Source organism: Nocardioides sp. S5-5, from assembly GCF_054954065.1.
Genome location: NZ_CP199913.1, coordinates 2,105,876 through 2,119,946 on the forward strand (window position 1 = coordinate 2,105,876; position 14,071 = coordinate 2,119,946).

11 protein-coding genes and 1 pseudogene are annotated in these 14,071 nt (G+C 66.0%); all 12 read right to left on the reverse strand.

Features of this window, described 5'->3' with window-relative positions:
* Window positions 1-18: 18 nt before the first annotated feature.
* The 12 genes and pseudogenes from ACUP6Y_RS09895 to ACUP6Y_RS09950 all read right to left on the reverse strand — a co-directional run bounded on the left by ACUP6Y_RS09895 (window position 19) and on the right by ACUP6Y_RS09950 (window position 13,363).
* Window positions 19-1,281, reverse strand: coding sequence for an ISL3 family transposase (locus tag ACUP6Y_RS09895; protein WP_462553224.1), 1,263 nt, complete (start codon window positions 1,279-1,281; stop codon window positions 19-21).
* 99 nt (window positions 1,282-1,380) lie between these two features.
* Window positions 1,381-1,605, reverse strand: a pseudogene (locus ACUP6Y_RS09900) (transposase domain-containing protein); the annotation flags it as partial.
* Window positions 1,606-1,650: 45 nt separating this feature from the next.
* Window positions 1,651-3,012: a phosphotransferase family protein gene (locus ACUP6Y_RS09905; RefSeq protein WP_462555796.1), complete on the reverse strand. Its 1,362-nt coding sequence runs from the start codon at window positions 3,010-3,012 to the stop codon at window positions 1,651-1,653.
* Window positions 3,013-3,020: 8 nt separating this feature from the next.
* A complete protein-coding gene (locus ACUP6Y_RS09910) occupies window positions 3,021-4,922 on the reverse strand; it encodes a propionyl-CoA synthetase (protein ID WP_462555799.1) in 1,902 nt (633 codons plus the stop codon).
* A gap of 27 nt (window positions 4,923-4,949) precedes the next feature.
* Window positions 4,950-6,134, reverse strand: coding sequence for an acyl-CoA dehydrogenase family protein (locus ACUP6Y_RS09915; RefSeq protein ID WP_462555802.1), 1,185 nt, complete (start codon window positions 6,132-6,134; stop codon window positions 4,950-4,952).
* A gap of 33 nt (window positions 6,135-6,167) precedes the next feature.
* Complete coding sequence (locus tag ACUP6Y_RS09920) at window positions 6,168-6,950, reverse strand: enoyl-CoA hydratase/isomerase family protein (protein ID WP_462555804.1); 783 nt, start codon at window positions 6,948-6,950, stop codon at window positions 6,168-6,170.
* Window positions 6,947-7,267, reverse strand: coding sequence for an AtuA-related protein (locus ACUP6Y_RS09925; RefSeq protein WP_462555806.1), 321 nt, complete (start codon window positions 7,265-7,267; stop codon window positions 6,947-6,949). Before ACUP6Y_RS09925 ends, ACUP6Y_RS09920 begins: the two co-directional genes overlap by 4 nt.
* Before the next feature lie 71 nt (window positions 7,268-7,338).
* Window positions 7,339-8,676, reverse strand: a complete 1,338-nt coding sequence (locus ACUP6Y_RS09930; RefSeq protein ID WP_462555808.1) for an acyclic terpene utilization AtuA family protein — start codon at window positions 8,674-8,676, stop codon at window positions 7,339-7,341.
* Window positions 8,677-9,013: 337 nt separating this feature from the next.
* The gene (locus ACUP6Y_RS09935) at window positions 9,014-10,183 is read right to left on the reverse strand and encodes an acetyl-CoA hydrolase/transferase family protein (protein WP_462555810.1); all 1,170 of its coding nucleotides are present in this window, start codon (window positions 10,181-10,183) and stop codon (window positions 9,014-9,016) included.
* 83 nt (window positions 10,184-10,266) lie between these two features.
* Window positions 10,267-10,914, reverse strand: a complete 648-nt coding sequence (locus ACUP6Y_RS09940; RefSeq protein WP_462555812.1) for a nitroreductase family protein — start codon at window positions 10,912-10,914, stop codon at window positions 10,267-10,269.
* 34 nt (window positions 10,915-10,948) lie between these two features.
* On the reverse strand, window positions 10,949-11,797 hold the full coding sequence (locus ACUP6Y_RS09945; protein WP_462555814.1) for an enoyl-CoA hydratase-related protein: 849 nt from the start codon (window positions 11,795-11,797) through the stop codon (window positions 10,949-10,951).
* A gap of 33 nt (window positions 11,798-11,830) precedes the next feature.
* The gene (locus ACUP6Y_RS09950; protein WP_462555816.1) at window positions 11,831-13,363 is read right to left on the reverse strand and encodes a class I adenylate-forming enzyme family protein; all 1,533 of its coding nucleotides are present in this window, start codon (window positions 13,361-13,363) and stop codon (window positions 11,831-11,833) included.
* Between the last annotated feature and the right edge of the window lie 708 nt (window positions 13,364-14,071).

Consider the following 14,071-nt stretch of genomic DNA (forward strand, 5'->3'; position numbering starts at 1 on the left):
TCCTGACCCTTCCGTGGGTCATTTGCGGCCGGGGAGCACTGGTGGGTGGCCGCCGAGGTTGAGCATGGCCAAGGCGATCAGGGCTTCGGGTGAGCGGAAGCCGAAGGCGACCCGGGTGATCAGTCGGATCTTGGTGTTTACCGACTCGATGCGTCCATTGGACAGGCCGTGCTCGATCGCGGCGAGGATAGAGGCTCGGTGCTTGACGATCCGGCGTTGCAGATCGACGAAGGCCGAGATCCGACAGCGACGGGCCCAGCCGATCCAGACGTCGAGGGCCTCTTCGGCCTCGTCGTGCGGGAGCTGGAACACCAGCCGGAGGCCTTCCTTGAGCAGGTAGGCGCGGTGCAGGCGCGGATCGGTCTTGGCGACCCAGGCGAGCTTGGCCCGCTGCCGGAGGGTGAGGTTCTCGGGGTTCTTCCACAACGCGAACCTGGCGTGTTTGAGTGCCTTCGCCTGGCCGCTGGCTCGTCCGGCGCGGCGCTGGGTGACGGCGCCACGGGCCTCGTTCCAGGCCTGCCGGCGGACCTCGTCCAGCGCGTCGGTGGCCCAGCGGACAACGTGGAACGGATCAGCGCAGCGCACCGCGTTCGGACACCGCTGTGCGACCACCGTGCTGATCCAGTCCGCCCCGTCTGCAGAGATGTGGGTGATCTGGGCGCTGCGCTCGGGGCCGAGGGCGTCGAAGAACTTCTCCAGGGTTGCCTTGTCACGGCCCGGTGCGGCCCACACCAGCCGACCACTGTCGTGGTCGACGACCACGGTCAGATATCGGTGCCCGCGCTTGTACGAAATCTCATCGATCCCCAGCCGTCGCAGGTCCGCGAACCGGTCGTGCAGGGCTTCGACGTCGGCCCAGACCCGGGTGATGATCGCGCCGACGGTGCGCCAGGCGATCCGCATCAGCTCGACCACCGCGCTCTTCGAGCACTGGGTGGCCAACCAGGCCACCTGCTCGTCGAACACGACTGTGTGGCCGGCCGCGTGCCGTGCCCAGGGCACCGCGACGACCGTCGGGCCATGTTCGAGACACCTCACCCGCGGTGCGTCCGCCTCGAGCACGACCTGGATCGTGCCTAGGTCCAGTGCCCGCCACCGTCGCCGGCCTTCTCCGGCGTCGTAGCCAGGCGAAGGTCGCCCGCACCGTCCACAACGACCGCGAGCACGCTTCCGCGGCCGCACATGGGCCACCAACAGCTCTTCGTCCTCGTCGAACTCGATGTCCTCCACGACCGTCTTCTCGACCCCCAACAGGGCGCGCCATAAGGTGGCGTTCTGCACGCCGTTCTCCGCTCACTGGTTTCGGTTCCTCAACAGCTCAGAAACCTAGACAGGGAACGGCGTGCTCACGCTTCAGGCGCGCTCAAGCACCCACGGATGCGTCACAAGAGCCTCATAAGAGCCCTCCGAGTACAGCGCCATCCCGATCGAGAAGTACGCCATCACCCGCGCCGGCAACGACCGATGCCGACGCTCGGTCCGCCCCACTTTGGCGATCACATCGTCGACCAACTCCGGCGGGAACACCCGCGTCAGCACCCCCACCGACACCAGATCAGACAAGCGTCGCTCGGTCTCCGGCTTCCTCCATCCAGCACGCGGCATGCCACCAAACTACACCGTCGTAACCTTAACTGAACGGTATTGGGACTAGTCGGGTTTGTCCACGTGGGCGGGGTTGCTCACGGCGAGGCGGTCTCTGACTGCTTGGCGTACGGTCGCGACGACCTCGTCCCACTGGTCATCAAGTGAGCCGTCGAGGATTGCGGCAGTCAGGGCGTCGTCGTTGGCAAGCTGCAGGGTGCTGAGTCGGTCGTGGTGAGCGATCCGGGCTGCCGGGCCCAGCAGTGACTCTCGATGGAGCATGTCCATCACATTGTTGGCGACGCGCGCATTGAAACCTGCGGCTCCACCGGTGGCACGCACCTCGTCGAGGAACGCCTGAACCCCGCGTGCCAGGTCGCCCGCATCGGGTCGGCCGTAGAGGTCTGGGGTCGTCTGCTGCTCGGATTGCAGGACGTCGGTCCCGCCGCCGGGCCGGTCGTGCCCCAGGGCGAGCAGGACGTCGAACTCCTGCTCGCATGCTCGCCGGCCGATGGCGGCCAGCTCGACCGATGGGCGTTCACCGGTCAGGTGCTGGTCGGCCATGATCCGACACATCAGCCCCCATTTCAGGGTCGAGTAGAGCTCCCACCACGCCAGCTGGTCCGGCGACGGCCGCCAGCCTGCGATCGCTTCATAGCCATCCAGGAGGTCAGCGCGGCTTCCCAATCCACCAACAGGGAGCGGTGAGCCGAAGCGCCAGACCTTCGCGCAGAGCCAGCCGAGGTCCTCGACCGGGTCGCCGAAGTGGACCAGCTCCCAGTCCAGCACGGCTCGTAGACCGTCGGGTCCGATCAGGAGATTGCCGAGACGGAAGTCTCCATGGACCAGTGTCGTTCGTGAGCGCTGCACTGGATGGTCGCGAAGGTGCCGCAGGGCGAGCGCCAGCCCGGGCGGCAGCGCGCCACGGAGGTAGCGCTGCTCGATCTCCTCGAGCGGATCGGTGACGGTCCTGAGCAGTTCGGGCCGCTCAAGCCGCGCGGAGTGCAGCCGGGCGAGTGTCTCACCCAGATGTCGGGCGAGGTCTTGACGCGCGTCGGCGAAGGTCTCGTCTCGGAGGATCTTGCGAGGGATGGTCTCGCCTTCGACGAACTCCAGCACGAGATAGCTCCCGCCGATCACGTCGTCGCTGCCTGAGGCGTAGACCTCGGGGGCGGATACATCGACCGTGCGGGCCGCGGCGAGACCAGCTGTCTCCAGCAGCAGAGTCGGGTTGCCTCGCGAGCTCGGCTCGATACGAAGGACCGCTCTACAGGGGCTGCCCTCGCGAAGGAGGTCGATCGCCCACGTCTCCCGGCTCGCCCCACCAGTCAGCCGGGTCAGGTCCAGGATCTGGACAGGGCCTGCCCATGCCTCCGCCAAGATGGCGGTCAACCTTGCCGACAGGCCCGCCCGTCGTTCGTCTCCCATCGTGTTCCTCACTTGCGGTCGGCCTGGTCCCCGCGCAGGATCGGGCGCAAGACGTCCAGCACATCGACGCTCTCGATCGTGGGCGGGACCTGCACCTGCTTGCCGTCAGCGATCTCGCGCATGGGCTTGCGCAGGATCTTGCCGCTGCGGGTCTTGGGAAGCCCGTCGACAACGGAGACGCTCTTGAGCGCGGCGATGGGACCGATCCCGTCGCGAACCATGGCGTTCAACTCTGCGCCGAGCTGGGCAGGGTCGATCGAGATGCCCGCCTTGAGGACGACGAAGGCTCGGGGAACCTGTCCTTTGAGCTGGTCTTCGACGCCGATGACTGCGCACTCCGCGACTGCCGGGTGGCCGGCGACGACCGCCTCCATGGGGCCGGTAGCCAGGCGGTGTCCAGCGACGTTGATGACGTCGTCGGTGCGTCCCAGGACGAACAAGTAGCCTTGCTCGTCCAGGAACCCGCCATCGCCTGAGAGGTAGTAGCCGTCGAACTGCGAGAGGTAGGACGCGATGTAGCGGTCGTCGTCCTTCCACAAGGTCGGGAGGGTGCCGGGAGGCATGGGGAGCCGGATGCAGATGGCTCCCTCCTCGCCGGAACCGAGGTCGACGCCATCTTGATCGAGGATGCGCACGTCGTACCCGGGCACCGGGACAGAGGGCGATCCAGGCTTGATGGGCATCGACTCCAGGCCACGTAGGTTGGCGGCGATCGGCCAGCCCGTCTCGGTCTGCCACCAGTTGTCGACGACCGGTACTCCGAGCCTCGCGGAGGCCCAGTGGTAAGTGTCGGGGTCGAGTCGTTCGCCGGCGAGGAACAACGTACGCAGCGACGACAGGTCGTGTGCCGCCATGTGTCGACCGTCCGGGTCCTCCTTCTTGATGGCCCGGATGGCGGTGGGCGCGGTGAACAGTGCCCCCACCGAGTATTCCTCGACCACCCTCCAGAAGGCTCCGGCATCCGGTGTCCCCACGGGCTTGCCTTCGTACAAGACGGTCGTCGCACCGCTGATGAGGGGCGCATAGACGATGTAGGAATGACCGACGACCCAGCCGACATCGGATGCCGCCCACCACACGTCGCCCTCGTGGATGTCGTAGACGTTCGCCAGGGACCACGCCATTGCGACGGCATGTCCGCCATTGTCTCTGACGATGCCTTTCGGGCTCCCGGTCGTTCCCGAGGTGTAGAGGATGTAGAGAGGGTCGGTGGCCGCGACGGCGACGCATTCGGCTGGCGCGGTGCGACCAGCGGCCATCGCCGCGTCCCAGTCGGTGTCGCGCGGTGAGCTGAGCTCGGCGCGGGCTTGGGGACGCTGTTTGATGACCACGCCGCTGGGTTGGTGGCGCGCGAGTGCGAGCGCCGCGTCGAGCAGTGGCTTGTACTCCACGACCCGGGAGGGCTCGATGCCGCAGGACGCGGAGACGATGACCACAGGCACGGCGTCGTCGATGCGTGCGGCCAGCTCCTTGGGCGCGAAGCCACCGAAGACGACGGAGTGGACGGCGCCGATGCGTGAGCAGGCCAGCATCGCGATGACCGCCTCCGGGATCATCGGCATGTAGATCACCACGCGGTCGCCGGGGGTCACGCCCAAGTTGAGGAGAGCACGTCCGAACGTGGCGACCTCGTCACGCAACTCACGGTAGGTGTAGGTCTTCTTCGTGTCGGTGATGGGGCTGTCGTAGACGAGGGCAGCGCGTTCGCCGTTCCCGCGGTCGACATGGCGGTCAACGGCGTTCCAACACGTGTTCAAGGTCGCGTCGGGGAACCACCTGTAGAACGGCGGCGTGGAAGCGTCGAGGACTTCGACGGGGGGCGTGACCCAGTCGATGGCTCGGGCGGCATCGCCCCAGAAGCCAGGAGGATCTTCCAGACTTCGGCGGTGTGCTTGTGCGTACTTGCCCACGACTTGTCCTCTCGGCTCGCGGTTCGTTCAGTAGCTGCGCGGCAGGCCCAGGGCCCGCTCGGCCACGTAGTTGAGCACCATCTGGTTGTTGACCGGCGCGATGCGCTGCAGCCGTGACTCCGTCCAGTACCGGCCGACGTGGTACTCGCGTGCGAAGGAGTAGCCACCGAAGGTCTGCATCGCGTCGTCGTTGCACATGAAGGATGCTTCGGTGGCGAGGTACTTCGCGGCGTTGGCCAGCGTCCCGATGTTGGCGGCGCCCTCGTGTTGGTAGGCGGTCAATGCGGTGTGGACGATCGACGCGGCTGCCATGAGGTGCAGGTAGCCCCGGGCGAGCGGGTGCTGGACTGCCTGGTTCTTGCCGATCGGCCGGTTGAAGACCACTCGGTCGTTGGCGTAGCGAATCGCTTGGCCGAGTGACCAGCGGCCCATCCCGAGTGCTTCGGAGGCGAGTAGGAGGCGTTCGCCGTTCAGACTGCCGAGGAGGTGGTAAAAGCCTTGTCCGACCGAGCCGATCACGTCAGAGTCGGCGGCGAAGTGGTCGGTGATGAACAGCTCCGCGGAGGCGACTGCGTTGCGGCCGAGCTTGGGAATCGGCTTGACCTCGATGGTGTCCGGATTGAAGTCGGTGAGGATCAGGGTTAGCCCTTCGCCGGACTTCTGCGACTCCTCGGGGTGGGAGGTGCGGGTTAGCAGCAGCACTTTGTCGGCGCGCAGCGCGCCAGAGTTCCAGACCTTGGTCCCGGTGATCGAGAAGCCACCCTCGACCTTCTTGGCGAAGGTCCTCGTCTTGGTGGTGTCTGTCCCCGCGTCGGGTTCGGTGACACCGAAGCTGACGAAGAGCTCACCGGCGGCCACTCGCGGCAGGATGTCGGCCTTCTGTTGCTCGGTGCCGTGCGCCAGCAGCGTGGGGACGAGCAGCAGGGGAATGTGGACGGCGCTGCAGGCGTTCAGGCCGCCCCCGGATGCGGCGACTTCCTCGAGGATCACTGCCAGGTCGGTCAGCGTGCCGCCGCCCCCGCCGTACTCCTCGGGGATCACCACGCCGAGGAAGCCGGCCTTGGCGAAGGCCTGGAAGAACTCCTCGGGGAACCTCTTCTGCTGGTCGTGCTCCTCCCAGTAGTCGAGAGAGAACCGGCTCGCCAGCCCAGCTGCGGCCTCCCGCAACTCACGGTGGGTCTGGTGGTGAGGGAAACTGATGGCGGCGTTCATGAGGACTCCAGTGCGGTGGGTGGGTGGCGGTGTCTAGCGGCCCTGCCAGACCGGTGGCCTCTTCTCGGCGAACGCACGTGGGCCTTCTTGTGCGTCCTCGCTGAGGTAGACCTCGCGATAGATGACGTCAGCCAGATGTCGTGCCTCCTGCTGCCCGACTCGCGAACAGAGCGCGATGACCTCGCGCGCTGCACGAACGCTGAGCGGTGCGTTGGCCGCGATCTGCTGAGCCATTCCCATCGCCGTGGCGACAACATCTTCGGCCGACGCCACGGCGTTCACGAGGCCAGCTGATAGAGCGCGGTCAGCCGAGATCGGCGCACCGGTGAGGAGGAGCTCGGACATGACGCGTTGGGACACCATTGTGCTCAGCGGCACCGCCCACGGTGAGCCCCGTCCCCGACGCGCCTCGGAGACCTCGAACCAGGCACTGTCGCTTGCCACCACGAGGTCACAGTCGAGCAGGAGCTTGAATCCGCCTGCGGCTGCGGGGCCGTTGACGGCCGCGACCACGGGCTTGGTGGTACGTCCCGAGGACCCCAGCAGCAGTGTCATCTCCTGCGGCGGGACGCCCATCGACTCCGCGGCAAGCTCGACCAGGTCCGCGCCAGCGCAAAAGACTGTGCCCTGCCCGGTCAGCACCGCACAGGCGAGCGTCGGGTCGGCGTCGAGAAGGTCGAATGCCGCACGTAGGCCCCTGCGCATCTCCAGGTTCAGGGCATTGCGCTTCTCCGGCCGTGCGAGTGTGACCACGAGGATCTTGTCGTCGCGTCGGGTCTGGACCAAGTCGGTGACGAAACTCGGTTCGAGGGTCATGACTCCGGCCACTCCACAGGCATCTGCATGATCGACTCCCCAAGGGTCTTTCCCTGCGGGTCCAGGCGCAGCGACCTGGCGGCGCCGCCGTCCAAGGCGTTGCGGAGGATGAAGTTGACCGCCCACAGGTTCGGCATCTCGTAGCGCTCGATCGCCGTGACCGGCAGGTCGGCGAAGTAAGTACCCACCGCCTCGATGGTGAGGACCTGGAGCAGCTTCGGGTAGTCGTCGGCGGAGCGGCAGGCCACTCCGATGTTGGCGTTCGCGCCCTTGTCGCCGGAGCGGGCGTAGGCACGTTCGCCGAGACGTATCTTCACAGGCTTCGACTCCTCTCCGAGTGTGCCGGCTGGGCCAGCGGGGGTTCTGAGACGATGACGCGGATCATCGGTTAGGACACCGTCGTGGTGACGTTGACGAGTTCGCGCGGGATCAGGGCTGGCCAGTGGCTGACAACCTGGCTGACGCGCCCGCGACCACCTCCCACGAATCCAGCGAGGCCGGGTGCCCCGATGTAGGCGGGGGCGAGCTCGATCGCGAGTCGATCGACGTCCTCTCGGAAGCGCCCTCGTACGGCGAAGCGGGCGAGGACCTCCCGCGGCTCGTAGTCGGGCAGTGCGGTTCGAGACCCAACGATTGCCCCCGTGCCGAAGATGTCGCCGCGAGTCTCTTCGAGCCGCAGCCCGAGTCGCTCCACAGTCTTCTCCATGCGGTTCAACGTCGACTGGGCCTTCTCGACCGCGTCGGGCTCGGCATAGGGCCACAGCAGGGTAGTCGTCCAGCCGTCGGCGTATGTCATCGAGACTTTCAGCGTGGGTGGCGGCGGAGCTCCTCGCACTCCGGTCACCCGGACCCGGTCATTGCCGAGGTCTTCGAGAGTCAGGCTGGTGAAGTCCACCGTCACGTCCGGTGTCTCAAACCGGCGGGGGTGCTGGATCTCGTACATCAGCTGCTCGGTGACGGTGGCGATGTTGACCAAGCCCCCAGTTCCCTCGGGCTTGGTGACGACGAAGGTGCCGTCCTCCTCAACCTCCACGAGTGGGTAGCCGACAAGCTCGATACCGGGCACTGACTTCCAGTCGTCTTGGTGGAAGCCGCCGGTGACCTGTCCAGTGCACTCGATGAGGTGACCGGCGACGATCCCGGCCGCGAGGCGGTCCCAGTCGTCCTCGGCCCATCCGTACTCCGCGATGAGCGGTGCGAGCACGAGTGCTGTGTCCGTGGTGCGACCGGCGACAACAACGCGGGCACCGGCCTCAAGTCCCTCGGCGAGCCCACGAGCACCGAGGTAGACGTTCGCCGAGAGCACGGACTCGGCGATGTCGGCGAACGCCCGGCCGTCATCGATGTTGACCAGCGTCGCCTGTCCCCGGACGCGGTCGATGTCGGCGAGGATGTCGTCTCCGCTGACAGCTGCGACGGCGTATTGCTCGCCCACGGCGGCTTTGACCGCCGCGGCGAAACCTCTCGGATTCACGCCGCCGGCATTGGTGACCACCTTCAAGTCGGTGGTGCGAAGCTGGTCCTCTAGGGAGGCGATGACGTTGACGGCGTCGGTCGCGAAGCCCTTCGCGGGGTCGCGTAGGTGCTGCTTCTTCAGGATCGACATCGTGACCTCGGCCAGGAAGTCCATCACGAGGTAGTCGAGAGGTCCCTGTTCTGCGAGGCGCAGCGGAGCGTCGATGTCGTCGCCCCAGAACCCGATACCGCAGCCGATCCGGACTGGCATGAAGTGTGCACCCCTCAAGGACGTGGTGATGGCGTACCGGGGTCAACGTGCGCCGCTGTGTTTGAGCGGCTACGGAGCGACCCCCGATCATGTTCCGATGACACTATAGCCATATTGGCTCCAATATGGGAGACGGTTTCGCGTGGCTTGGCTAATGGCTGGCCTCAAGTCACCCGGGCTCGAAGCATGGACTCGACGCGCAGGGTGCGCGAACTTCTGCGGGCCGAGATCCTCAGCGGCGGCTTCGGTGAGGCCTGTCGCCCTCCCAGATCTTGATAGGCCGCTTCCTCTTGTCCTCTTGCGTGGGAATGTGACCGGTCTCTGCACCTTCGCCGAGTTAGGGCGAGTGCCTAGATGCCGTGCGGAGAGCGGTTCGATGATCCGGATGCGCAATGGAGGCCAGACGGGCTGCGCGCTCGTCGACGCTGCAGTCGCGCAGATCCGCGACGCCGTGTTCAGTGGCGACGAGCTGGACGAGGGCGCGTGGCACCGCCACCGGCGACCCCAGTCGCGACACGATCCGGCTCTGGCCACCCTTGGCGATCGAGGGCATCACAAGGATCGAGAGATTCCGCGGATCGGACTGAGCGATAAGGTGGAAGTCGAGGATGCCGCCGATCAAACCGGTAGGCCGACCGTCGACGTACTCGGTGTTGACCTGGCCGAACATGTCCACCTCGATGGCGCTGTTGACGCTGATGAACGGTGGGCGGTGCACGTCAGTGGTGAGCTGGTGGGTCACCCGGGCGTCCGTCATCCGAATCGCGGGATGGTGGTCGGACCAGGCGTACAGCTCCGCCGAGCCGCCAATCTCGCCGATCGTCGCGCGGGCGCCTTCGGTGGCCTCGAGTAGCCGGCGCGCCGCGTCGCTGAGCTGACCTACCAGGTGCAGCCCGCGTGCGCCGCGGGCCAAGAGCGCTTCGAGGACTGCCGTAGGGGCACTCCCGACGCCCAGTTGGAGCGCTGCTCCGTCCGGGATGAGATCGATGACCTGCAGCGCGATCTCCTTGTCCAGCTGCGTTGGATCCCGACGGGGAAAGGTCAGGAGAGGCTCGCTGGCGGGCACGAGGATGTCCAGCTCGGACTCATGGATCAGTGAGTCGCCGAGGGTGAAGGGCATGTGCTCGTTCACCTGGGCGATCACGAGGTCGGCGGACTTGGCCATGCTCGTAGCGAAGCTCGTGCTGATACCGAAGCTGTGGAAGCCGCGGCTATCTGGTGGGCTGACATGGAGCAGAGCGACGTCGAAGCGGGTGCGGTCGATGAGGTCTGGGACCTGCCGCCAGGTGAGGGGAAGGTACGCCAGTCGCGTAGCGTCGACTGCCGTCTTCGTGAGCGTGCCCGGTGGGAACCAAGTTCGGAGGCTCAGCGAGGAGCCCGCCCGCGTGATCGCGTCGTAGCCACCGAGCAGGACCCCGGTGGTGAGCACCGCGCCGCCTAGGCGCGTCGCCTGTTCGGCCAACTCGCGAGTCAGGGTGGTCGGCTCGGCAGCTCCGCTCTGGATCACGATGTGCGCGCCTGCGGGTACGCGTCCGATAGCTTCAGTGGAGGTGAGGGGGAGGGGGCCACTGTGGGCTCCCGGTCGTGCCGTCACAGCGTGTTCCACGCCAGTACGTCGCTGACTGGGAGGCGGGCAGCGGTGTTGAAGTCTGTGCCCGTGTAGCGCGCGACGGGAATCAGGCCAGTCTGGGTGTACTTGTCGAACGGCACACCGAGGATCTCTGCGGCCTCGGCTTCGTAGCGCAGGTGCATGGTGGTCAGCGTCGTGCCCAGGCCATGTAGGCGGGCCGCCAGCATGAACGACCACACCGCGGGGAAGATCGAGCCATAGAAGGTCGCCGCTTGGTGTGCTGTGAAGGTGTTGTCGTATCGACCGCGCAGCAGAGGTATCACAAGGACCGGCACGTCTTGCAGCATCTCGGCAAGGTGATCGACTGAGGTGTTGACCTGCGTTGCCCGGACGCTTCTTGGGTCATCGGGTGTCAGCCGACTGACGTCGATGCCACCGTATCCTCCTTTCGACCGGCGGTAGAGTTCGGCGAAGGCCACCTTCGCTGCTGGGTCATCGACCGCGATGAACCGCCACCCCTGTCGGTTGGTGCCCGTCGGAGCTTGAAGCGCGATCTCCACACAGGCCGAGATCTCCTCACGTGATACGGGAATGCCAAGGTCGAGCCGTTTCCTGACCGACCGAGTCGTGGTGAGCAGGTCGCGCGCGCTGATCGCGATGGGATTCACCTGGGTGCTCCGCGTGTGTGGTCTTGATCCGCCGCTACTGATCGCTCTGGCCCTTGAACTCGCGTAGCGCGGCGGCGAGCCCCTCGTCGCGCAGCAACGCCCACCAGTACTCGGTCTCGACCGTGGTGTGAAGCAGCGCGTCGGTCTGGGCTCCCAGCATCGCGGCGGCGCGATACCCCTGCAGGTCGGCGAGACGGTTGATCGCCAGCTTCTTCATCTGCAGTGTTCCAGCTGGAGTGCGGGCGATGCGGTGCGCGAGGGCGGTGACATCGGACACGAGCTCGTCGGCGGGAACGGAGTAGTTGGCCCAGCCCCACTCAGCCGCCGTGACCCCCGAGATGTGTTCGCCGGGTTGGAAGGCAACCTGCTTGGCTCGCTTGGGTCCGATCAGTGGCAGCCACATCGGTGTGATGTAGCCACCGCCGATGGGAAGTGAGGAGATTCCGACCTTGGCGTCGTCGGCGATGATGGTGAGGTCGCACAGGGTTGCGAGCTGGGTTCCGCCCGCGAGGCAGTGTCCGTGGACGGCCGCGATAATCGGCTTGGGGTGATCCCAGATACGGAAGAACCGCTCGATGTTGCGACGCAGGCGGTCGTGATCCTGGATCGGTTGGCGACCATTTGATTCACCCACCGCCTCGTCGTCGCCGGCGAGGTCGAACCCGGCGCAGAAGTTCTTGCCCTCGCCACGGATGGCGACCACCCGCGTCGCGTCGTCGTCTGCGAGCCAGTCGAGCGCGGCGAGCAACTCGCCGACTGCCTGCTGGCTGAGCGCATTGGCGCGGTGTGGGCGATTGAGGATCAGCCAGGTCAGAGGGCCGTCTCTACGCAACTCGATGGTTGCATAGGAAGGCAGGTCGTTGGCTGTAGAGCTGTCGGTCATGCCGCTCACCATGTCTCGGTCACCATGTCTCGGTCACAATGCCTGGGTCGTGGTCTCGCTCGTGGCGAGGTCTCGCACCCGCTCACGCAGGATCTTGCCACTCGGGTTCCGGGGGAAGTCGTCTGTGAAAAGCACTTTGGTCGGCTTCTTGTAGTCCGCCAGATGGGCACGGCAGTACGCGAGGATCTCTGCGTCGGTGAGCACAGATCCCGGGGATCGAACCACGACAGCCGTCACGGATTGCCCCCAACGCTCGTGGGGAGTCCCGACCACCACAGACTCGGCGACTCCGTCGATCTCCTCGAGCACGCGCTCGACCTCGCTGGGGTACACGTTGGCACCGCCGCTAACGATCAGGTCGAGCCGGCGGTCGCTGACAGTGATGAACCCCTCGGCGTCCTTAGTGCCGATGTCACCGGAGTGGTACCAGCCATCGCGGAATGCCCCTCGTGATGCCTCGTCGCGGTTCCAATACCCTGAGGCCGCGGCCCGCGACTGGAGGAGGAGTTCACCTTCGTCGCTCACGGCCACTGAGACTCCGGTTGTCGCTCGTCCTACCGTGGCTAGGATGTGCGTCTCACCTGCGAGCGCTCGGAGCATGTCTGCCTTTGTAGTCGCCGCGCCCGCCGCGCCCGATACCTCCGTCATCCCCCAGGCCAGTATCAATCGGCCGGACAACCGCTCGTTCAGCTCCGCGAGCACAGGGGGCTTGGCCTTGCCTCCGCTTTGAAGAAGCGTGGTCAGTGACGGAAGGGTCGTGCCCATGGCTGCACAGGTCTCGGCGAACGCGGGTATCAGCGGGACGGGAACATTGGCGAAGTCGGCGGCACGGTCCAGAATCGTCCGCACGATCCGTTCCGGGTCTGGTTGCCCGGGCATGACGACGGTGCAACCGGACATCAATTGCGGCAGCAGATGGCCAAGGACGGTGCCGGTGAATGACATCGACGCGTTGAACAGCGCGACGCCGTAGCGAGGCAGCCTGTAGGAAATGCAGTTGGATACGTTGGAGGCATAGACGTTGTCGTGGGTCAGTAGCGCGCCCTTGGGAAAGCCGGTCGTGCCGCTGGTATAGGCGACTGCCAGAGGCGCTGACCACGACACAGGCGCCAGTTTCGCCCGGGCAGAGGCGGCGCCCGCGAGGTCGGAGATCGTGGTCTGTGCTGAGCCTCGATCTCGGGCTGCGACGAGGATGAGCTCTCCGCGCATGGTGAGGGCATCGACCTTGTCGCGTAGCGCGTCGGCGAAGATCAGGGCGCGCGGAGCAGCATCGGAGATGATGAACTCTGCCTCATGGGGCTGGTAGCGCTCGTTGATCGGTACCACGACCAGCCCGGCCTTGGCAATGGCCAGATACGCGAGCGCGTAGTCGATCCCGGTCGTCATCCAGCATGCCACTCGATCGCCGGGCGCCAAGCCCAGACCGAGCAACCCGATGGCCGTCGCGGTGGTCTGTCGGTCGAGTTCCGCATACGTCAACTGTTCGGCAGCCGGAACGTCAACGAGCGCTACCTGGTTCGGATACGCACGCGCAATGTTCGAGACGTAGCCTCCAACGCCCAGCAACCTGCGCTCCTTCTTGGTTGGTCCCGCGACACGCCCCGGTTGGAGCCAATATTGGCGAACATACCGGCGCCCCTCCCGTGGGGTCAATTAGCTGTGGTCGGTCCAGATACCGGGCGAGGGCCCCTCGGCGAGACGTGACGTGACGTGCACCAAGCGCAACCAGGGGTGATCGATCGTTCAATGCGCGGAGGCCACTATGTCTCGTTTCCCGCCGCTGGTCCAACGGGACCAGCGGTCGATCAAGTGCCTCTTCTCCATCTGCGAACGAGGTCTGCCAGATGGCACACGCAACACGAGGGTCTTCTCCTCGAGAATGCCTCTGCGGACCAGTAGCTACCAGACTCATGGTGCAGGGAGTCCAATCGGTTGTCGCTGCAGACCCTGGTCTTGGTGGCAAGCTCGGCAAGTTGAGGGACGGCCCTGATGCGGAGGTGCTCATTAGCGCCGACCCGCCGGTCCATGTGCGTCAACGGCGGCAGGCCAACCGTGGACTCACGCCTGAGCGGATCAAGGCCACCGTGGGCATTGTCCCGACTGTCGGCGATGAGTTGGTCGACCAGATCACGCGCGAACCGCCAGTGGCGTTCGTGACGGCCTTCGCAGTGCCGGTCCCCTCCAAGTGCCGAACTGCTGGGCTTGCCGCGCGAGGACCTCCTCCGCCTTCAAGCGATGGTCGATCGACGTCGCGATGACCGCCGTGAACGGGTG